The sequence below is a fragment of the Streptomyces sp. NPDC046215 genome (assembly GCF_040646215.1).
GTDB lineage: Bacteria > Actinomycetota > Actinomycetes > Streptomycetales > Streptomycetaceae > Streptomyces > Streptomyces stramineus.
This window is the reverse complement of the sequence record NZ_JBEYZW010000071.1, coordinates 17,003-37,083: the sequence shown is the minus strand read 5'-3', so window position 1 is coordinate 37,083 and position 20,081 is coordinate 17,003. Positions and strand designations below refer to the sequence as shown.

Below are 20,081 nucleotides of genomic sequence, written 5' to 3'. Positions count from 1 at the left end.
GGCTGGTAGTGGCTGAGCTCAGCCACTACCAGCCCGTCCGGCGTTTGAGGACACCGCCGCGCAGCGGTGGTGCACCACCACCCGCCGGCAAAGGTGAACGCTCAGAACGCCGGCCGCTCCGGATCCAACACCGGCATGCCCGCCGCAGGCGAGGACGCCTCCGCGAAATGGCGGCGCGGGATCCGCCCCGCCCGGTGCGCCAGCCGCCCGGCCTCCACCGCGTGCCGCATGGCCTCCGCCATCAGGACCGGCTCCCGGGCCCTGGTGACGGCCGAGGCGAGCATCACCGCGGCGCACCCCAGCTCCATGGCCTGCGCCACGTCGGAGGCGGTGCCCGCGCCCGCGTCGAGGATCACCGGGACGCGGGCCCGCTCGGTGATCAGCTGGAAGTTGTGCGGGTTGCGGATGCCGAGCCCGGAGCCGATCGGCGACCCCAAAGGCATGATCGCCGCGCAGCCGGCGTCCTCCAGCTTCCGGGCGAGGACCGGGTCGTCGTTGGTGTACGGCAGCACGGTGAAGCCGTCGTCGACGAGGATCTCGGCCGCGTCCAGCAGCTCGATCGGGTCGGGCAGCAGCGTGCGCTCGTCCGCGATCACCTCCAGCTTGACCCAGTCGGTACCGAGCGCCTCCCGGGCCAGCCGGGCGGTGAGGACCGCCTCCCCGGCGGTGAAACAGCCCGCCGTGTTCGGCAGGACGCGGATGCCGTGCCGGTCGAGGACGGAGAGCACCGAACCCCGGACGTTCGCGTCCAGACGGCGCATCGCGACGGTGGTCAGCTCGGTGCCGGAGGCGAGCAGGGCCCGCTCCATGACATCGAGGCTGGGCGCCCCGCCCGTGCCCATGATCAGCCGGGAGGTGAAGGTCGTGCCGGCGATGGTGAGCAGATCGTCTGCCATCAGGGCTGATCAGCCTCCCTGCACGGCGGTGAGGACCTCGACGCGGTCACCGTCGCCGAGGGTGGTGGCGGGCCACTGCCCCCGCGGCACGACCGCTTCGTTGACGGCGGCGGCGACACCGCTGTGCGCCGTGGTCAGGCTCGCCACGAGCCCGTCGAGGGTCAGGCCCCGGGGTATCGCGCGGCGCTCGCCGTTGAGGCTGATGCCGACCTGGGCCTCGGGCCGGTCGGTGGGGTCGGTGGGATTCATGCGGGCGGCTCCTGGAGGGCGTTCGAGAAGCGTCGGGGGGAGAAGGGGCGGGCTTCCTCGGGGAGCCGCCCGCAGGTCAGCACCTCGGCCATGACGTCGCCCGTCACCGGGGTGAGGAGGACGCCGTTGCGGTGGTGGCCGGTCGCGGCGTGCAGACCGGGCAGGGCCGTCGGGCCGAGGAGCGGCGCGTTGTCGGGGGAGCCGGGGCGCAGCCCCGCGCGGGCTTCCACCAAAGGCAGCTCGGTGATCCCCGGGACCAGCTCGTGCGCGTCGCGCAGCAGCTCGTAGACACCGCCCGCGGTGACGGTGGTGTCCCAGCCGAGCTCCTCGGTGGTCGCGCCGACGACCAGCTCGCCGTTGGACCGCGGCACGAGGTAGACGTCGCCGCCGCGCACCACCGCCCGTACGGTCCGGGACAGGAACGGCGCGTACGAGCCGGGCACGCGCAGCCGCAGGACCTGCCCCTTGACCGGGCGGACCGGCGGCAGGACGTGCTCGGGGACCCCGGCCATGATGCCGCTGCGGCTGCCCGCCGCGAGCACCGTCTGGCCGGCCGGGACCCGGGTGCCGTCGGCCAGCTCGGCACCGGCCGCCCGCTCCCCGTCGCGCAGGAGCCGCACCGCTTCCGCCCGGTGGAAGACCACCCCGGCCCGCTCACAGGCCGTGAGCAGGGCCCGGGCGAGCCGCCGCGGGTCGGTCTGGTGGTCACCGTCCACGCGCAGCCCGCCGCTCACCCCCGGCGCCAGCATCGGCTCCAGCCGGCGGCACTCCCGCCCCGTGAGCCACTGCGACTCCAGGCCGGACCGCAGCTGGAGGGCGTGCAGCTCCCGCAGGTGCTCCCGGTCGTCGGCGTCGAGGGCGACGGCGAGCGTGCCGCAGGCGCGGTAGCCGGTGTCCTGGCCGCTGGCCTCCTCCAGCTCGGCTGTGAACTGCGGATAGCGCCGCGCGGAGGCCAGGTTCAGGGCCAGCAGGGTCTGCTCGCCGTGGTGCAGTTCGGTCACCGCCGCCAGCATCCCGGCGGCGACCTGGGCCGCGCCCCCGCCGGGCGCCGGGTCCGCGACGGCCGTGCGCAGGCCCCGCTGGGCGGCCCGCCAGGCGGTGACCAGCCCGATGACACCGCCGCCGACGACGAGGACGTCACAGATCCCCGGCGGCGTGCCCGAGGGCGTGGTGGAAGACGCGTACATGGGCGTCCAGCCCCTCCCTTCGCCGGCATGACCCGGATCAGGTTCGTACGGTCGGAGGCCGTCCAGCCTCCCTCTCAGCCCGGTGCGTCCGGGCTCCCGCGAGTGCTTGCAGCGGCCACCCTAGTACGGCCGCGGAGGCGACCGGAAGGCCGGACCGGGGGCGCCCGGGCGGCCCGGCGGCGACCGCGCGACCACGGCGGACACCGTCACTGTGTGTCGTAGGTCTCGTCACACGGTGCTCCGGTACGGCCCCGCGCCCGCCCTACAGTGATCGGGTGAGCGAGCACCGGAACGACACACAGACCTCCCACGACCGGCGCGTCGTCATCGTGGGCGCCGGGATGGCCGGGGTACAGACCGCCGTGGCCCTGCGCGAACAGGGGTGGCAGGGCGGCGTCACCCTGCTCGGCGCGGAGCCGCACCCGCCGTACGACCGGCCGCCGCTCTCCAAGGCCGTGCTGCTGGGCAAGGCCGAGGGCTCCGCCTTCGAGGTGGACTTCGCCTCCCTCGGGATAGACCTGGAACTCGGCCGGGAGGTCACCGGGCTGCGGGCCGGCGAGCACGTGGTGGACACCGCCGCCGGGCCCGTGCCCTACGACGTGCTCGTCATCGCCACCGGCGCCCACCCCGTCCTGCTGCCCGGCAGCGAGGACGTGCCCGGCGTGCACCTGCTGCGCACCCTGGACGACGCGCTGCGGCTGCGCCCGGTGCTCGCCGGCCAGGTCGACGTCGTGGCCGTGGGCGCGGGCTGGATCGGCGCCGAGTTCGCGACAGCGGCGCGTGAGGCGGGCTGCCGGGTGACCGTCGTCGAGGCCGCGGACCGGCCGCTGGCCGGCGCCCTGCCCGCCGAGGTCGCCGCCTACATGGCCGCCTGGTACGCGGACAGCGGCGCCCGGCTGCTCACCGGCGCGCGCGTCGCCGCCGTCGAGCCCGGCGCGGTGGTCCTGGCCGACGGCACCCGGCTGCCGGCCGGCGCGGTCGTCGTCGGCATCGGGGCCCGGCCCGCGACCGCGTGGCTGGCGGGCTCGGGCATCGAGCTGGCCCCGGACCGGTCCGTCGCCACCGACGCCCGCCTGAAGACCTCCCTGCCCGACGTCTACGCGGTCGGCGACTGCGCGTCCTTCCCCTCCGCCCGGTACGGGGAACGGCTGCTGGTCCACCACTGGGACAACGCCCTCCAGGGGCCGCGGACCGTCGCCGGGCACATCGTCCACGGGGCGGCCGAGGACGCGCTCTACGACCCGGTGCCCTACTTCTGGTCCGAGCAGTTCGGGCGGTTCGTCCAGTACGCCGGCCACCACGGGGACGCCGACGAGCTGGTCTGGCGGGGCGACCCGGCCGGCGCCGCGTGGACCGTGTGCTGGCTGCGCGGCGACGTGCTCGTCGCGCTGCTGGCCGTGGGGCGGCCCCGGGACCTGGCCCAGGGCCGCAAGCTCATCGAGCGGGGCGCCGCCCTCGACCGCGCCAAGGCGGCGAACGCCTCGGTGCCGCTGAAGTCCGCCGCGGTCTGAGGGCTCGGCGCACGGCCCGTCCCGGCGGCTTGCTGACGACTCGCTGACGCCGGGTCGGGTCAACCCGGCTACCCACTGTCAGTCCCAGATGGCAGGCTTGTCCCCGTGACCGAGATTGACGCAAAGATCGATGCTCTCGTTCCCGCCTGGCTCACCCTCCCCGACATCGCCGAGAACCTCGGCATCGAGGTGACGCGTGTGCGCCAGCTGGTCAAGGAGGGCCAGCTGATCGCGGTGCGCCGCGGCGAGAACAGGGCACTGCACGTGCCCGCCGACTTCATCAAGGACGGCAAGGTCGTCAAGGGCCTCGTCGGGACCTTGACGCTGCTCAGGGACGACAGCTTCAACGACGAGGAAATGCTGGAGTGGCTGTTCACCCCTGACGAGACCCTCCCCGGCACTCCCGCGCAGGCCCTGCGCGAGAATCGCGGCACGGAGGTGAAGCGCCGGGCCCAGGCGCTCGCCGTCTGAGCCGTCCACCGGCGCTGTAGACGCGAAGAACGAAGAGAAAACCGTCCGGTGTACGGGCCCGGGGCCGCCGCGCCCCGGGCCCGTACACCGCCGACCCGGGGGGAACCACCCGATGTCCGTCACCGCCCAGCTCCCCCACGGCCGAAACGGCGGGGAGACCACCCCTCTCGCCGACGCCCGGCTGTACCTGTGCACCGACGCGCGCAAGCGCCAGGGCGACCTGCCGGAATTCCTGGACGCGGTGCTGGCCGCCGGTGTCGACATCGTGCAGCTGCGCGACAAGGGCATGGAGGCGGGGGAGGAGCTGGAGCACCTCGCCGTCTTCGCCGACGCGGCCCGCCGCCACGGCAAGCTCCTCGCCGTCAACGACCGCGCGGACGTCGCGCACGCCATCGGCTCGGACGTCCTGCACCTGGGCCAGGGCGACCTCCCGGTCCCCGCCGCGCGCGCCGTGCTCGGCCGGGGCGTGCTCATCGGGCGCTCCACCCACGCGGAGGCCGAGGTCGACGCCGCGCTCGCCGAGCCCGGGGTGGACTACTTCTGCACCGGCCCGTGCTGGCCCACCCCCACCAAGCCCGGCCGCCACGCCCCGGGGCTCTCCCTGGTGCGCTACACCGCCGCGCTCGCGCCCTCGCGGCCCTGGTTCGCGATCGGCGGGATCGACGCCTCCAACCTGGACGAGGTGCTGGAGGCCGGCGCCCGGCGGGTCGTCGTGGTGCGGGCGATCACCGAGGCGGACGACCCGGGTGACGCGGCGGCCCGCCTCGCCCGGCGCGTCCGCGCCTACGGGGCCTGACGGCCCCCGGCCCCCGGGCCCCCGGGGCCCTTCGGTGCCCCTGCCGGCGGGTGACCTGCCCGGGCCCGCCGGGAGGCGCCCGCGCCGGAATGTCAACGCAGCATGAACAGACTGTCCACGGACCGGACATGAGCCCGGCGAATCGGGCATTTCCCGGCGAAGGCTTGGGGGGTCCCCGGAACCGCTGGTTAACTTGCCGGTATGGCCCTTGGCACAGCCTCCACCAGGACGGACCACGCCCGCACGGTGCGTGACCTGCTCGCTTCCGGCAAGCAGTCGTATTCCTTCGAATTCGCGGCCCCGAAGTCCGAGAAGGGCGAGCGGACCCTGTGGAACGCCATCCGCCGCATCGAGGCGGTCGGACCCACCTTCGTCTCCGTGACCTACGGCGCGGGAGGCTCCTCCCGCGAAGGCACCGTGCGCGTGACCGAGCGCATGGCGACCGACACCACTCTCACCCCCGTCGCCCACCTGACGGCCGTCAACCACTCGACGGCCGAACTGCGGAACATCATCGGCCAGTACGCCGACGTCGGCATCCGCAACATGCTCGCCCTGCGCGGCGATCCGCCCGGTGACCCGATGGGCGAGTGGGTGCGCCACCCCGAGGGCGTCCGCTACGCCGCCGACCTCGTCAGGCTCATCAAGGAGTCCGGCGACTTCTGCGTCGGCGTCGCGGCCTTCCCCGAGATGCACCCCCGCTCGACCGACTGGGAAACCGATATCTCCTACTTCGTGGAGAAGTGCCGGGCGGGCGCGGACTTCGCCATCACGCAGATGTTCTTCTACCCGGAGGATTACCTGCGGCTGCGCGACCGGGTCGCGGAAGCCGGGTGCGACACCCCGATCATCCCCGAGATCATGCCGGTCACCAACGTGCGCCAGATCGAACGATTCGCGCAGCTCAGCAACGCGGCCTTCCCCCCGGAGCTGGCGGAGCGGATCCTCGCGGTCAAGGACGACGCGGCCGCTGTACGCTCGATCGGAATCGAGTACGCCACGGAGCTGTGTTCCCGGCTGATGGCCGAGGGAATCCCCGGTCTGCACTTCATTACCCTGAACCACTCCACGGCGACGCTGGAAATCTACGAGAATCTGGGACTGCACCAGCGGTCCTGACGGCTGCCCCTCTCGATGGCGGCCGCACGAGAGGGGCGTAAATGGGCTGGACGGTCCTCTATGTCGCGTTCGGTGTCGTCGCGCTCTGGCTGCTCGGCGAGGTGCTGCTGCAGTACAAGGCGCGGCTGCGCTGGCGGCTCCTCGCCTTCGTGGGCTTCCTCGGCGTGGTCGCCGGCGTGGTCCTCTCCTCCGTGGTCGTCATCGCCGTCGGCGCCATCGCCTTCGCCATCGGCCAGACCTATGTGACGCTCTCCTTCCGGCGCGGCTTCTCCACCGGCTGGGCGCTGCGCCGGGACCGGCGCGGAGCCGGCGGCGAACACCCCCCGCACGAGGACCCCGTGGACAAGCCGCGGGCCGGCCGGCGCCGCAAGGGCGGACGGGCCGCGGAACCGCTCCCCGAGTCCGCCCTCGAAAGCACGTCCGTGGACCTCCCGCCGCTCGCCGCGACCGAGAGCGACCCCGGCCTGTTCCCCGACGCCCCCCACCAGCCCGCCGCGGCCCCCGAAGGCGACGGCGCGGCCCCGTACGGGGGTTACGGCGACTCCGGCTACCCGGCCCAGGACCCCGGCACCGCCGGCTTCACCCCCGCCCCGTACGACACCTACGGGGGGCAGCCCGCCGAGCCCCCGGCCGACCCCTCCCAGGGCGGCTCCCAGGGCGGTGGATACGACTACGGCCAGGGCCAGTACGCCGCGTACTCCGACCCCTACATCGGCAGCAGGCCGCAGACCTACGAGACCTACGACGCCTACGGGCAGCCGCAGTACGAGACCTACCCCCAGCCCCAGCAGCAGTACGGGGCGGACGGCTACCCCGGCGAGGCGTACGCCCCCGCCCGGTACGACGTCGACACCCCGCCCGGCGGCGTCTGGGTGCCGCAGCAGCGCGACGCCGAGCCCCCTCCCCGCGAGCAGCTGCCGGGCAGCCACGGCGCGGGCTACGACGGGCAGTACGACGAGCGGCGCGACGGGCAGCAGTACCGCTACTGACGCGCCCCGGCCGCCGGGCCCGCCGCCCGGCGGCCGGGGCGGCTCACTCCGAGCCGCGCCAGTCGGCCCCGGCCACGATCAGACCGGCGACCATCGCCCCGGACATCCCCGCGTGCGCGAGCCCGCCGCCGGGGTGGGCGAAGCCGCCCGCGAGGTAGAGGCCGGGCACCCGGGTGGTGTTGCCGGGGCGCAGGAACGCGCCGCCGGCACCGGCCAGCGCGGGAGCGGGCACCCCGCCCCCCTCGGCGCCGGTCGCCGCCTCCGTGTCCGCCGGGGTGCGCACCTCGCGCCACAGCAGCCGCTCCCGCAAGTCCGGGATCACCGCCCGCGCGGCGTCGGTCATCCGGTCGGCGAACGCGCCGGCCACCTCGCCCGACCAGTCGACCCGGCCGTGCGGCGCGACCGTCGCGACCAGCGTGACGGCCTCGTGCCCGGCGTCCGGGCGGGTGGCCGGGTCGTCCGGACGCAGCACCGTGACCGTCGGCCGGTACGCCCCCTGGGCGCTCCCGCCGGAGCCGCCGAAGACCGCGTCCAACTCCGCCTCGCGGTCCGGGCCGTGGACCACCGTGCGGTGGGCCGTCCCCCCGGGCCGGGCCCCGCGGAGCGCCAGGTGGACCGTGCACCGGCCCGGCAGAACCGGAACCGGAATCTCGGCCAGGGCGGTCGGGGCGATCGACGCCAGCCGCCCCGGGGACACCCCCGCCACCACCAGATCCGCTTCGACGACCTGCCCGTCGGCCAGCTCCAGCCCGGCGGCCCGGCCCTCCTTCTCGGCCAGGCCCACCACCTCCGCACCGAAGTGGAACTCCACCCGGCGCGCCGCGCACCGGTCGTGGAGGGCGTCCGCCAGGGCGCGCATGCCCCCGCGCACATACCAGCTGCCGAAGGTCTGCTCCATGTACGGCAGCACCGCCGCGCTCGCCGGGACCCGCCGCGGATCCAGCCCGTACGCCAGGGCGTGGCTCTCCAGGAGCGCGACGAGCCGGGGGTCGCTCAACTCCCGCGCCGCGACGGACGCGAGCGTGACCGCGCCCCCGCGCCGGAACAGGCCCCGCCTGCGCACCGCCGGGTACGGGTCGCGCCCCAGCGCCTCCCGGGCGGCGGCGTCCTCGCGCAGCGGCTCCTCCAGCAGCGGCCGCCGCGTCGCCTCCCAGGCGTCCCGCGCCCGGTTGACCAGCTCGCTCCAGCGCTCGCCCGCCCCCGCGCCGATCGCCTCGTCCAGCGCGCGCAGCACCCCTGCGCGCGAGGCGTTGGGCAGCGTGACGGCCGTGCCGTCGGCGAAGAGGTGGCTGCTCGCCGGGTCGACCTGGACGAGCTCGACGCACCGCTCCAGCGGCTCCTTGCCGGTCTTGACGAACAGGTCCCGGTAGACGGCCGGCAGGTGCAGCAGCCCCGGGCCCGTGTCGAAGGAGAAGCCCTCCCGCTCGCAGCGCCCCACGGCGCCGCCGTGCGTCGCCCCCCGCTCGTACACCGCCACCCGGTGGCCCGCGACGGCCAGCCGAGCAGCGGCTGCCATCGCGCCCATCCCGGCGCCGATCACCGCAATCCGTGCCATGCCCGCGACTTTATCCGGCGCCACCGACATCGCCGCCCGCGTGGGGCCGGGCGCTCAGGCGTGAGTACGCGTACTCAGAGGAGGAGATGAGTAGGAGCGCGGATGGGCCGCGGCGGCGCCGCAGGGAAGAGTGGAGCTCACGGAAGGGGCGCGGCGCCGGCACCGACGACACGGGGCGGCGGAACGGCGCGGCGGCCCGGACGTGACCGGGGGAGCACGGGGGCTCCCACAGGTGGAATGGGGGCTCGGGGGAATACGGGGGAACGCTGTTCCGGTGTCGGCCGAGGGGGATCGGTCAGCGCCGGAACAGCGCGTTTCCCCCCGCGCCCCGTTCCCGGCCGGTTTTCGGGCCCGCCGGGCCGCGCGTCAGCGGATGCCGCCGCTCACCCGGCCCTGCAGCAGCCGGGACAGGGCCGCGTGCACCTCGTCGACCGACCGGTCGGGCTGGAAGGACTGCCAGTCCAGCGCCGCCACCAGCACCATCCCGAACAGGGCCGACGCCGTCAGCGGAACGTCGATCTCCGGACTCAGCTCACCCGCCGCGACGGCTTCCCGCAGCACCGACTCGATCACCGCGATCGCGCTCTGCCGCACCCGCGTCAGCGTCGGCTGCCAGGCCCGGTTGGTCCGCCACAGCTCGGCCACGTACAGCTGGGTCAGCGCGGGGGAGCGGGAGATGAAGTCCAGCCCGGCGCGGACCATCGCGTCCAGCGCGTCGACCCTGGTGCCCCCGCGCTCGGCGCTCTCCTCGGCGGCCCGCCGCAGGGAGTCCGTCAGCAGCTCCATGCCGTGGCGCAGCAGCTCCTCGAAGAGCACCGTCTTGCTCGCGAAGTTGTAGTAGACCGTCCCCTTCGCGACGCCGGCCCGCTCGGCGATCTCGTCCACCGTCGTGGAGGAGAAGCCCTGTTCGGCGATGAGGGTGACCGCGGCGTCGAAGAGCCTCCGCCGGGTGTTCTGACGGCGCGTGCTGCTGCTGTCCATGAACTGATTCTCCCTGCCGCCGCCCCACCACCGGGCGCCGGAGCCGACCCGGCGCCCGGCGCCCGGCGTTCGCGCAGGTCGGAGCCGATTGTCAGTGGGGTGCCCCACGATGGGCACAGAAGGCGGCCCCGCCCTCGCGCGGCGGACCGCCCCCGACGAAGGAGGTTCGTCATGGCCGTCAGCGCACGCGGCGTCCACCCCGTGCCGCCCCGCACCGCGGTCCCGGCCGCGGCCCTCGATCCGCTCGCCCAGGCGCACCGGGGCCCAGGGCGTGTCTTACGGATCAGCCCGGGGCCGCGACGACCGGCACGGCACCTCGCCGCGTTGTCGCATCACCCGAGTACGCCCAGTACGCGGGAGATGCTCCGCCTTGCGATGTTCCCCCAGCTACCTCCCCCAGCTACCGCTGGGGGTGCCCCCAGGAGGTGCCCCCTGCACCGGACGCCGCGGCCTGATCCGGGCTGACCCGTAAGACACGCCCTGGCGGCCGCGGCCGCCCCCCGGCCCCCGCACGAGCGGTACGCCACCGCCCACCTCGCCGCCCTGCGCACCGCGGCCGCCGTGCTCGCCGTCCACGCCCGCCCCGAGACCTCCGAGCGGCGCCGCCACCGCATCCGCAGCGCCTGGGAGGTCCTGCCGGAGGTCGTGCCCGAACTGGCGGAGTGGAGCGCCCGGTTCGCCGCCGGTGCCGCCCGCCGGGCCCGCGCGGAAGCGGGCATACGGTCCGCCGCGAGCGACCGCGACGCCGAGGACCTGCTGCGGGACGCGACGGCCTTCCTGCGCCTGGTCGAGCGGATGCTCCTGTTCCGGCCCCGGCACCCGGCACCCGGGCGCGAGGCGGGCTGACGCCGCTCCGCCGGGCGTCGCAGCGAACGGCGGGCGCGCGGCCCATTAGGCTGGAGCCGCCCGAGGCAGCCGGACGTCCGCTCCGGCCGCCCGCCGCTTCCGTACCCGTCTCCACCCGTCTTCACCTCTCTGCACCTGCCGTCACCTGTCGTTACCTGTCGTCTCCACCGCCGAGGAGCCACCCGCCGTGTCAGACCCGCTGCGCCCCCGGGCGTCCCTCCGTACCGCCGTGGTCTGGGAGGTCCTGCGGGACGCCCTGGACCGCCGGGTCAAGGCCGCCGGGCAGGGTGCCGGCGGGGCGCTGGAGGTCCTCGACACCGGTGGCGGCTCCGGGAACTTCGCGGTTCCCGTCGCCCGCCTCGGCCACCGCGTCACCGTCGTCGACCCCAGCCCCAACGCCCTGTTCGCGCTGGAGCGCCGGGCCGCCGAGGCGGGGGTCGCCGAGCGGGTGCGCGGCGTCCAGGGCGACGCCCACGGCCTGTTCGACGTGGTGGAGCGCGGCGCCTACGACGCGGTGCTGTGCCACGGCGTCCTGGAATACGTCGACGACCCCGCCGAGGGCGTCCGCAACGTCGTCGAGGCGCTGCGCCCGGCCGGCACCCTGAGCCTGCTGGCCGCGGGCCAGGGCGGTGCCGTGCTCGCCCGGGCCCTGGCCGGGCACTTCTCCGAGGCCCGCCAGGTCCTCACCGACCCCGCCGGCCACTGGGGCTCGGGCGACCCGGTGCCGCGCCGGTTCACCGCCGACCAGCTGGCGGAGCTCGTCGGGGCCGCCGGCCTGGAGATCGGCGCCGTCCACGGCGTGCGGGTCTTCGCCGATCTGGTGCCCGGCGTGCTGCTCGACGCCGAGCCCGGCGCCATGGACGCGCTGCTGCAGCTGGAGGCCGCCGCGGCCGAGCTGCCCGCCTTCCACTCGGTGGCCACTCAACTGCATGTACTGGCCGAGCGTGGCTGACCGCACGCAGTAGGTCACAGGCCACCCGATCAGCCGCTTCGCCCCGTATGATCGGGGGACACCGTCCGGCATGGCGCGTCGACGGAGAGGGAATGTACGTCCCGACACCACCGCTCGCCACCCCGGCAGCGGTGGGCGAATTGGCGCAGAGGGGCGGGTTTCACGGGGGCGATTCCCTGCCTATCCTGAAAGGGTCGCACCCGGTCGCCCCCCGCGACCGACGAGTAGGAGGACTCCGTGCCGCTCTCGGAGCACGAGCAGCGCATGCTCGAGCAGATGGAGCGAGCGCTGTACGCCGAAGATCCCAAGTTCGCGACAGCGCTCGAGGGCAGCGGCCTGCGTACGTACACCCGGCGACGGGTCTACCAAGCGGTCGCCGGATTTCTGGTGGGCATCGCGCTCCTGATGACCGGCGTGATGATTCCGGGGCAGTACTGGATCAGCGTGGTGGGGTTCCTCGTCATGCTGGGCTGCGCGGCTCTGGCGGTCACCGGCTGGCGCAAGGCGCCCAGGCCCGGCGCGCAGGGTGCCGCCGGCCCCGCGGGGACACCCGGCCGCGGCCACACGGCCCGGCAGCGTCGCACCGTGATGGACCGCATCGAGCAGCGGTGGCAGCGCCGTCGTGACGAACAGGGCCACTGAGCCCTGCCGTTCTCTCTTCGCCTTGTGGCGTGGGGCCCGGATCGATGATCCCGGGCCCCACGCCTTTTGCGTTCCCCGGCCGCCGCCCCGCGGCATGACGAACCGTCAGGCGCGCTGCCGGGAAGGGCGGAGCGCCCCGCGCGCCCGGCGCCAGGCCGCCGCCGACCGCCCGGACCGCAGCCGGGCGACCGCCGCGGACCAGCGCCGCGAGCAGCCCCGCGGCACCCGGACCGCCGAGCGCGGTGCCAGCTGGGCCCGGACCCGGGCCCCCCGGCCCGCCGTGGCGCGCAGCCCCGACCGGACCCGGCCGACATCCTCCGCCAGACCGGCCACCGGCCGGGGCGCGGGGGCGTACAGCGCCTGCTCGACCGCCGCGGCCACCCGGCCCGCGGCCTCGGCCGCCGCCGCGTCCAGCCGCCCGAGCGCGACGATCCGAGCGGCCGCGCTCCGCGGCGTCCGGGAGGCGTCGGGCAGGATGCCGTAGTCCCACGCCGAGTCCGTCAGTTCGCGCCAGGCCGCCAGGGTCCGCTCCACCACCGGCGCGGCCGGCCCGGCACCGGCCGGCCCCGGCGGCGTCGGCGAATCGGGCGGCCGGGCCGGATCCGCGTGCCGGCCCGGGCCGCCGAGCCGTTTCGCCCGGACGCGCCGGCGCCACAGCAGTGGCAGCAGGGGCAGCCCCAGGACGGCCACCGCGGCCGCCGCGACGCCCGCCGCGGTGCCCGGCGAGAGCCCGCCGCCCGCCGTGCCACCGCCACCGATCTCCTGGGCGGTGGCCGGGCACCCGTCGAGCTTCCGGGACTCCGGGGCGCAGCCGTCCGGCGCCGCGGGGGCCCGGGGCGGGGCCGCCTGCCGGTCGGGCAGCGGGCTCGGCGCCCCCGGGTCGTCGGCGGCCGGCTCCTGCGCGGCCGTGTAGTCGGGCGTCGTGCCCCGGCTCGGGGTCGGCTCGAAGCGGGTCCAGCCCGCGCCCTCGAAGTACAGCTCGGGCCAGGCGTGCGCGTCCTTGGTGCCGACGGACATCGAGCCGTCCGCCAGCGGGGTGCCGGGGGTGAACCCCACCGCCACCCGCGCGGGGATGCCCAGCGTCCGCGCCATGGCCGCCATGGCGAAGGAGAAGTGGACGCAAAAGCCCTCCTTGTCCCGGAGGAACTTCGCGACGGCGTCACTGCCGCTGCCCGACGCGACCTCGGTGTCGTAGCGGAAGCCGCCGTTGACCGAGAACCAGTCCTGCAGCTTCACCGCCTGCTCGTAGGTGTTCGCCGAACCGGCGGTCACGCTCCGGGCCGTCGCGGACACCGACTTCGGCAGGGACTCCGGCACCTCGGTGTACTCGCGCAGCACCCGCTCCCGCGGCGCGGGCGCGGCCGCGAGCTGCGCGGCCGTCGGCTCCACCAGCAGGCTCGACACCTGGTAGCGCGCACCCCGGGTGTCCTGCCCGCGGTCGCCGACCAGGGTGCGGCCCTCCGGCTCGTACCGCCACCGGCCGTCGACCCGGACCCGCTCGGCGGGGTAGGGCAGCGGCAGGTAGTCCTGCGCGTAGGTGCCGGCGGCGGAGACCGAGGTGTTGACCACGTCCGTGCGGACGCCGGGGTCGAGCCCGGCGGGGGCCGGCAGGACCTCCGGCACGGCCGTGACCGGGCGCTTGGAGGACTGCCACGACGCGCCGTCGAACCGGTCGAGCGCGACGACGCGCAGATACATGTCACGGGCACTGTCGGTGGAGGTGCGGTACCGCAGGACCTCCCGGTTCTCCGGCTGGTTGAGGCTGTTCTGCAGGGCCACCAGCGGCCGGACGCCGGAGAAGACGCGGCTGTCGCCGTCGCCTCCTCCGCCGGCCCCGCCCCGCGGCGCCAGCAGCCCGCTCTCCATCGAGGGCAGGGCCGCCGGGACCGCCAGCGCGATGCCGAGGACGAGCGCTCCGATGCGCCGGCCCGTGCGCACCGGCGCGCTGACCCGGCCCGGCGCCGCGCCACCGCCGAAGACGCGGCCCCAGCGGTCGAGCCGGTCCCGGCCCTCGGCCAGGAGCAGCAGCAGATAGCCGCCCGCGGCGGCCAGGAACCACAGCCAGTCCGCACCGCCCTGGGACAGCCCGGCCGCGACGGAGTACAGCGCGAGCAGCGGCAGCCCGGCGGGGGCGGCGCTGCGGTACGTCACCGCCAGGGCGTCCACGGCGAGGCCCACCACCAGCACGCCGCCGACCAGCAGCAGTCTGATGCCCGCCGTCGCCGGGGCGGGAATGGCGTACCGGCCGACGTCGTCCACGCCGTCCTGGAGGAGCTGCCCGAACTCCCGGATCACCTCGGGGCCCGGCAGGAACCCGCCGAGCGCCCGGTCCCGGGCGAAGACCACGGTGAGCAGGACCAGGGCCGTCAGCGCCTGCGCCGCCACCGCCACGGCCCCGGCCGGGGCCACCCGGCGGGTGAGGGAGCCCACCGCCGTCACGACGGCGAGCAGCAGCGCTGCCTGCAGCATCCAGGCCGTGGACTCGACGAGAGGCAGCAGCGCGCACGACGCCGCCAGCGTGGCCACCGCCGCGCACACCGCGAGCCGTACCCGCGCGCTCATCCGGGCCCTCCCGCCGGCGGCGCGAAGGGAGACGGGGGGCCCGGGGGAGCCGGGGGATGCGGGACGGCGGCGACAGGAGGAGCGGTACGGCTCTCCGGGGGCGCGCCCGCCCGCTGCCACAGCTCGGCCAGCGACGCCCCCGGGGCCACGGGCAGGGCCGTCCAGCCCGCGTCGCGCAGGATGCGCAGCCGCCGCTCGCCCTCCTCCTGTGCCCGCGCGTCCCGGACGTCGTGGGCCCAGGCGGCCGGGTCCAGGACGAAGGCGACGGCCGTACCGCGGCCGCGGAGGCCCGCGGCCTCGGCAGCCTGCCGGTCGTCCAGGCCGCCGAGGAAGGCCACCAGCAGGCCCTCGCCGCCGCGCAGCGCCTCATGGGCGGGGGAGAGGTCGTCGCTCTCGGAGTGGTCGACGACGGCCAGGCCGTCCAGGAGCGGCCCCGCCGCGTCCGCGGAGTGGTGGAAGGCGCCGGGGCGGCCGCCCGGGCCGTCCGGGCCGGGCACCGGGCTGCCGGTGTCGGTCAGCAGCCGCACCGAGAAGCCGCGCTCCAGCAGGTGCACCGCGGCCGAGGCCGCCCCGGACACCGCCCACTCGAAGGGGGCCTCGGGCCCCCCGCCCTCGTAGGCGGTCTCCCGGGTGTCCAGCAGGATGGTGCAGTGGGCCCGCCGGGGCTGCTCCTCGCGGCGCACCATCAGCTCGCCGTGGCGCGCGGTGGAGCGCCAGTGGACCCGGCGCAGGTCGTCGCCGTGGCGGTAGCCGCGCGGGATGACGTCGTCCTCGCCGGCCAGGGTGAGCGACCGCTGCCGCCCGTCGCCGTAGCCCGCGGCGTCGCCGCCCAGGCGCACCGCGGGCAGCGGTTCGACGCGCGGGACGACGGTCAGGGTGTCGTAGGCGCTGAAGCCGCGGGTCAGCTCGCACATCCCGAACGGGTCCGTCAGCCGCAGCTGCAGCGGCCCGAGGGGGTAGCGCCCGCGCAGGTCGGAGCGGACCCGGTAGGACACCTCGCGCCGCCCGCCCGGCTCCACCCGGTCCAGGACGAAGCGCGGGCGCGGCCCCAGGACGTAGGGCACCCGGTCCTGCAGCATCAGCAGGCCCGTGGGCAGCCGCGAGACGTTGTCGATGCGCAGCTGCACCCGGGCCTCGGCGGCGGCGGACACCCGGGCCGGGGCGAGCCGGCGGCTGCCGGTGACCCGGTGACGGGTGCGGTGCAGCACGATCACACACACCAGGGGCAGCACGGCCAGCAGCAGCCCCACCCGGAGCAGATCGGCCTGGCCCAGGACGTAGCTGCACCCGGCGGCGGCAAGGCCGGCGGCGAGGAACGAGCGGCCGCGGGTGGTCAGCCCGCCGAGCGCCGTCCACAGGCTGCTTCCGGTGTCCTCTGTGCTCCCCGTGCTCCCCGTGCTCCCCGGGCTCCCCGGGCTCCCCGTGCTCCCCGTGCTCCCCGTGCTCCCCGGGCTCCCCGGGCTCCCCGTGCTCCCCGTGCTCCCCGGGCTCCCCGGGCTCCCCGGGCTCCCCGGGCTCCCCGGGCTCCCCGGGCTCCCCGGGCTCCCCGTGCTCCCCGTGTGTCCGGCGCCCGCGGCGCCCGACGCCTCCCCCGGGGCCATCACAGCCCCCGCGCGCCCGGCGGCCGGCCGTGCGGCGCCCGCCACGCCTGGGCGGACGGGTCGGGGACGGGGACGCGCTGGAGGATCTCCAGGACAACCTGCTCGGCCGTGCGCCGGCCGAGCTGGGCCTGTGCGGTGGGCAGCAGCCGGTGCGCGAGCACCGCCACGGCCAGGGCCTGGACGTCGTCGGGCAGGACGTACTCGCGGCCGGCCAGTGCCGCCGCGGCCTTCGCCGCCCGCACCAGGTGCAGCGTCGCACGCGGCGACGCGCCGAGTCTGAGGTCGGGGTGGTGGCGGGTCGCGCCGACCAGGTCGACCGCGTACCGCCGCACGGAGTCCGCGACATGGACCGCGCGGGCGGTGTCGATGAGCTTGAGGATGTCGTGGGCGTGGGCGACCGGCTGGAGGTCGTCCAGCGGGGGGACGACGCCGTGCGCGTCCAGCATGCGCAGCTCGGCCTCCGGGCTCGGGTAGCCCATGGAGACCCGGGCCATGAAGCGGTCGCGCTGGGCCTCGGGCAGCGGGTAGGTGCCCTCCATCTCGACCGGGTTCTGCGTGGCCACCACCATGAAGGGGCTGGGCAGTTCGTAGGTGCGGCCGTCGACGGTGACCTGCCGCTCCTCCATCGACTCCAGCAGCGCCGACTGGGACTTGGGCGAGGCGCGGTTGATCTCGTCCCCGATCACGATCTGCGCGAAGATCGCGCCGGGTTTGAACTCGAAGTCCCGCCGCTGCTGGTCGAAGACGCTCACACCCGTGATGTCCGACGGCAGGAGGTCCGGGGTGAACTGGATGCGCCGCACCGAGCAGTCGACCGACCGGGCCAGCGCCTTGGCGAGCATGGTCTTGCCCACCCCCGGCACGTCCTCGATCAGGAGGTGCCCCTCGGCCAGCAGGACGGTCAGCGAGAGCCGTACGACTTCCGGCTTGCCCTCGATCACGCTCTCCACCGCCCCGCGGACCCGCTCGGCGGTGGTGGTCAGATCGCTGCGGCTCGCCCGCTCGTCATAGGTCGTCACCGGCCCTCCTCGGCCCGTCCTGCGGGCCGGGGCCCGGTGTGTCGGACCGGGGCCCGCCCCGAAATGCGGACGACGCGCCACCGCGGCCGCGGTGGCGGCGCCCACCTACGCATTCTGGCCGCCCGTGCGGCGTCGCGTCACCGCCTGTGGACAATCAGTGCCGCGGGTCGATCTCCCGCAGCAGGCCCGTCGTCACGTCGAAGATGAAACCGCGCACGTCCTCCGTGTGCGGCAGGAACGGCGACGTCCGGACGCGCTGCATGGACTGGCGTACATCCTGCTCCAGGTCCTTGAACGCCTCCACCGCCCACGCCGGGCGCTGCCCGACCTCGGCCTCGATGTCGTGGCGGAAGTCCTCGGTCAGGGTCAGCAGACCGCAGCCGGTGTGGTGGATGAGCACCACGGAACGGGTCCCCAGGGCCCGCTGGCTGATGGTCAGCGAGCGGATGATGTCGTCGGTGACCACACCGCCGGCGTTGCGGATGGTGTGGCAGTCGCCGAGCTGCAGCCCGAGCGCCGCGTGCAGGTCGAGGCGGGCGTCCATACAGGCGACGACGGCCACCTTGAGGACGGGGCGGGCGTCCATGCCGGGGTCGGTGAAGGCGGCGGCGTACTTGGCGTTGGCCTCGACGAGACGGTCCGTGACCGTTTCCGCCTCGTGGGGGCCGTCGGGACTCTGCGGTGCCGGCTGGGAAGCGGATATCGACATAGGAACGAAGGTAGTCGGCGATGGGGCCCTCGGCCCGTTCTGCCGGGCAGAAAATATCCCTGACCTACCACTCTGTGAGGGAAGCCACAGGGAGGCCGGGTATGCCGCCGTACGGGTGAGTGTCCCTTTCCGCCCGGTTCCGCCGAGGTCGGCCGGGCCCCTCGTCATGATCTTCACGTGGCCTTGCGGCCGCCCCACGCCGGGGCCGGGACGCGCTGGCCGGTTGGTTGACCGAGGGGACGAGTGGACTAAAGTGGCGCGAAGTGGGAGGCCAGATGCTCCCCTTGGAACCGGAAAAACCGCACGTGCGCGACGCGAACGTATCCCTCGGCCTCCTCCCGCTCCCCGGTCGCCTGACACCCCTTCCCCGGTGCCCGGGCCGGCCGCTTCCCCTCGGGGCGGGCGGGGACCCGGCGGTACGTACGCCCGCGCCCGACCGGGCGTCGCCGACCCCGGGCCGAACCGCCGAATTCTCAGAAGGGCGCATGAGCAGCAACGCGCGACACGTCCCCGTCATGCTCCAGCGCTGCCTGGACATGCTCGCTCCCGCCCTCACCGAGCCCGGCGCGGTCGTCGTCGACTGCACCCTGGGCGCCGGCGGACACAGCGAGGCGCTGCTGGAGAGGTTTCCCGAGGCCCGGCTCGTCGCCCTCGACCGCGACCCCACCGCCCTCGCCCTCGCCGGTGAGCGGCTCGCCCCCTTCGGCGACCGCGCCACCCTGGTCCGCGCCGTCTACCACGAGCTGCCCGACGTCCTGGACCGGCTCGGCATCCCGCGCGTCCAGGGCGTCCTCTTCGACCTCGGCGTCTCCTCCATGCAGCTGGACGAGGCCGACCGCGGTTTCGCCTACGCGCAGGACGCCCCGCTGGACATGCGCATGGACCAGACGAGCGGCATCAGCGCGGCCGAGGTCCTCAACACCTACGCGCCCGGCGACCTGGTGCGCATCCTGCGCTCCTACGGCGAGGAGAAGCAGGCCAAGCGGATCGTCGAGGCCGTCGTCAAGGCGCGCGCCAAGGAGCCGTTCACCAACAGCGCCCGCCTGGTGGAGCTGATCCGCGACGCCCTGCCGCAGGCCGCCAAGCGCACCGGCGGCAACCCCGCCAAGCGCACCTTCCAGGCCCTGCGCATCGAGGTCAACGCCGAGCTCGCCAGCGTCGAGCAGGCCATCCCGGCGGCCGTCGCCTCGCTCGCGGTCGGCGGCCGGATCGCCGTGCTGTCCTACCAGTCGCTGGAGGACCGCATCGTCAAGCAGGTCCTCGCGGCGGGCGCCGCCAACACCGCGCCCCCCGGCCTGCCCGTCGTGCCCGAGCGCTACCAGCCCCGGCTGAAGCTGCTCACCCGCGGCGCCGAACTGCCCACCGAGGAAGAGGTCGCCGAGAACCGGCGGGCCGCCCCCGCCCGGCTGCGCGGCGCCGAACGCATCCGGGAGGACACCCCATGACAGCAGCGGCCCGCGGCCGGGACAGCCGGAGCGCACGGCTGTCCCGGCTGCGGGTGCCGGGCACGGCCGGGGCGAAACGGACACCGTTCGTCCTGCTGGTCGTCGTCCTGCTCGGCTCCGGCCTGATCTCGCTGCTGCTCCTGAACTCCTCGCTCAACCAGGGCTCCTTCGAACTCAGCAGGCTCCAGCGCAAGACCACCGAGCTGACGGACGAGCAGCAGGCCCTGCAGCAGGAGGTCGACCGGCTGGCCGCCCCGGACGCCCTGGCGAACCGCGCCCGGCAGCTGGGCATGGTCCCCGGCGGCACCCCGGCCTTCCTCAGCCCGGACGGCACCGTCCGCGGCTCCCCGGCCCCGGCCCTCCCCGAGGGCGTGGACCCGGCCGCCTACACCGTCCCCGAGCCGGCTCCGGTCCCCGCGCCCGAGCCGTCCGCCGCGCCCGAGGCCGCCGGGCCGGCGGTGATCCGTCCGGCCGCCCCCCTCCCCGGTGTGGCGCCCGTACCCCCTGCCCCCACGGCCAAGAAGTCCGCCCCGACCACCGGCAGGTGACGC

The 20,081-nt window shown here is 75.5% G+C and carries 18 protein-coding genes, 1 pseudogene and 1 riboswitch; of the genes and pseudogenes, 10 read left to right on the top strand and 9 right to left on the bottom strand.

Going from position 1 to position 20,081, the window contains the following annotated elements:
• Positions 1-101: 101 nt before the first annotated feature.
• The 3 genes from ABZ951_RS25680 to thiO all read right to left on the bottom strand — a co-directional run bounded on the left by ABZ951_RS25680 (position 102) and on the right by thiO (position 2,332).
• Positions 102-896 carry a thiazole synthase gene (locus ABZ951_RS25680; RefSeq protein WP_344097556.1) on the bottom strand — a complete coding sequence of 265 codons (795 nt, stop codon included), beginning with the start codon at positions 894-896 and terminating at the stop codon, positions 102-104.
• Between the two features lie 9 nt (positions 897-905).
• Positions 906-1,145: a sulfur carrier protein ThiS gene (gene thiS, locus ABZ951_RS25675; protein ID WP_344097553.1), complete on the bottom strand. Its 240-nt coding sequence runs from the start codon at positions 1,143-1,145 to the stop codon at positions 906-908.
• Positions 1,142-2,332, bottom strand: a complete 1,191-nt coding sequence (gene thiO, locus ABZ951_RS25670; protein ID WP_344097551.1) for a glycine oxidase ThiO — start codon at positions 2,330-2,332, stop codon at positions 1,142-1,144. The genes thiS and thiO overlap by 4 nt, the downstream gene beginning before the upstream one ends.
• Positions 2,330-2,442: riboswitch (TPP riboswitch) on the bottom strand. (Overlaps the previous gene by 3 nt.)
• 165 nt (positions 2,443-2,607) lie before the next feature.
• Between thiO and ABZ951_RS25665 the strand changes: the two genes are divergently transcribed.
• From ABZ951_RS25665 to ABZ951_RS25645, 5 genes are all read left to right on the top strand, one after another.
• Positions 2,608-3,843: an FAD-dependent oxidoreductase gene (locus tag ABZ951_RS25665; protein WP_344097548.1), complete on the top strand. Its 1,236-nt coding sequence runs from the start codon at positions 2,608-2,610 to the stop codon at positions 3,841-3,843.
• Positions 3,844-3,948: 105 nt separating this feature from the next.
• Positions 3,949-4,314, top strand: a complete 366-nt coding sequence (locus tag ABZ951_RS25660; RefSeq protein ID WP_344097545.1) for an Rv2175c family DNA-binding protein — start codon at positions 3,949-3,951, stop codon at positions 4,312-4,314.
• Positions 4,315-4,426: 112 nt separating this feature from the next.
• Entirely contained in the window at positions 4,427-5,110 is a 684-nt protein-coding gene (gene thiE / locus ABZ951_RS25655) for a thiamine phosphate synthase (RefSeq protein WP_344097542.1), read from the top strand.
• Between the two features lie 201 nt (positions 5,111-5,311).
• Entirely contained in the window at positions 5,312-6,229 is a 918-nt protein-coding gene (gene metF / locus ABZ951_RS25650; protein WP_344097540.1) for a methylenetetrahydrofolate reductase [NAD(P)H], read from the top strand.
• 41 nt (positions 6,230-6,270) lie between these two features.
• Positions 6,271-7,218: a hypothetical protein gene (locus ABZ951_RS25645; protein WP_344097537.1), complete on the top strand. Its 948-nt coding sequence runs from the start codon at positions 6,271-6,273 to the stop codon at positions 7,216-7,218.
• Positions 7,219-7,261: 43 nt separating this feature from the next.
• On the opposite strand, the gene ABZ951_RS25640 is transcribed toward ABZ951_RS25645, so the two are convergent.
• Both ABZ951_RS25640 and ABZ951_RS25635 read right to left on the bottom strand, forming a co-directional pair.
• Positions 7,262-8,773, bottom strand: coding sequence for an NAD(P)/FAD-dependent oxidoreductase (locus ABZ951_RS25640; RefSeq protein ID WP_361280781.1), 1,512 nt, complete (start codon positions 8,771-8,773; stop codon positions 7,262-7,264).
• 366 nt (positions 8,774-9,139) lie between these two features.
• Positions 9,140-9,754 carry a TetR/AcrR family transcriptional regulator gene (locus ABZ951_RS25635; RefSeq protein ID WP_344097533.1) on the bottom strand — a complete coding sequence of 205 codons (615 nt, stop codon included), beginning with the start codon at positions 9,752-9,754 and terminating at the stop codon, positions 9,140-9,142.
• Between the two features lie 489 nt (positions 9,755-10,243).
• Here ABZ951_RS25635 and ABZ951_RS25630 point away from each other — a divergent pair.
• The 3 genes and pseudogenes from ABZ951_RS25630 to ABZ951_RS25620 all read left to right on the top strand — a co-directional run.
• A pseudogene (locus ABZ951_RS25630) lies at positions 10,244-10,600 on the top strand (SAV_6107 family HEPN domain-containing protein); the annotation flags it as partial.
• Between the two features lie 187 nt (positions 10,601-10,787).
• A complete protein-coding gene (locus ABZ951_RS25625; RefSeq protein WP_344097531.1) occupies positions 10,788-11,552 on the top strand; it encodes a methyltransferase in 765 nt (254 codons plus the stop codon).
• Between the two features lie 237 nt (positions 11,553-11,789).
• Positions 11,790-12,194, top strand: a complete 405-nt coding sequence (locus tag ABZ951_RS25620) for a DUF3040 domain-containing protein (RefSeq protein WP_344097529.1) — start codon at positions 11,790-11,792, stop codon at positions 12,192-12,194.
• A gap of 105 nt (positions 12,195-12,299) precedes the next feature.
• On the opposite strand, the gene ABZ951_RS25615 is transcribed toward ABZ951_RS25620, so the two are convergent.
• From ABZ951_RS25615 to ABZ951_RS25600, 4 genes are all read right to left on the bottom strand, one after another.
• Positions 12,300-14,756 carry a DUF3488 and transglutaminase-like domain-containing protein gene (locus tag ABZ951_RS25615; RefSeq protein WP_361280778.1) on the bottom strand — a complete coding sequence of 819 codons (2,457 nt, stop codon included), beginning with the start codon at positions 14,754-14,756 and terminating at the stop codon, positions 12,300-12,302.
• The gene (locus ABZ951_RS25610) at positions 14,753-16,114 is read right to left on the bottom strand and encodes a DUF58 domain-containing protein (RefSeq protein ID WP_344098025.1); all 1,362 of its coding nucleotides are present in this window, start codon (positions 16,112-16,114) and stop codon (positions 14,753-14,755) included. The genes ABZ951_RS25615 and ABZ951_RS25610 overlap by 4 nt, the downstream gene beginning before the upstream one ends.
• Before the next feature lie 242 nt (positions 16,115-16,356).
• Positions 16,357-17,376, bottom strand: coding sequence for a MoxR family ATPase (locus ABZ951_RS25605; protein WP_344098020.1), 1,020 nt, complete (start codon positions 17,374-17,376; stop codon positions 16,357-16,359).
• Between the two features lie 154 nt (positions 17,377-17,530).
• Complete coding sequence (locus ABZ951_RS25600; protein WP_344098022.1) at positions 17,531-18,085, bottom strand: carbonic anhydrase; 555 nt, start codon at positions 18,083-18,085, stop codon at positions 17,531-17,533.
• 485 nt (positions 18,086-18,570) lie between these two features.
• Between ABZ951_RS25600 and rsmH the strand changes: the two genes are divergently transcribed.
• Entirely contained in the window at positions 18,571-19,530 is a 960-nt protein-coding gene (gene rsmH / locus ABZ951_RS25595; RefSeq protein WP_344098023.1) for a 16S rRNA (cytosine(1402)-N(4))-methyltransferase RsmH, read from the top strand.
• The gene (locus tag ABZ951_RS25590; RefSeq protein ID WP_361280775.1) at positions 19,527-20,078 is read left to right on the top strand and encodes a septum formation initiator family protein; all 552 of its coding nucleotides are present in this window, start codon (positions 19,527-19,529) and stop codon (positions 20,076-20,078) included. The genes rsmH and ABZ951_RS25590 overlap by 4 nt, the downstream gene beginning before the upstream one ends.
• The last annotated feature ends 3 nt before the right edge of the window (positions 20,079-20,081 follow it).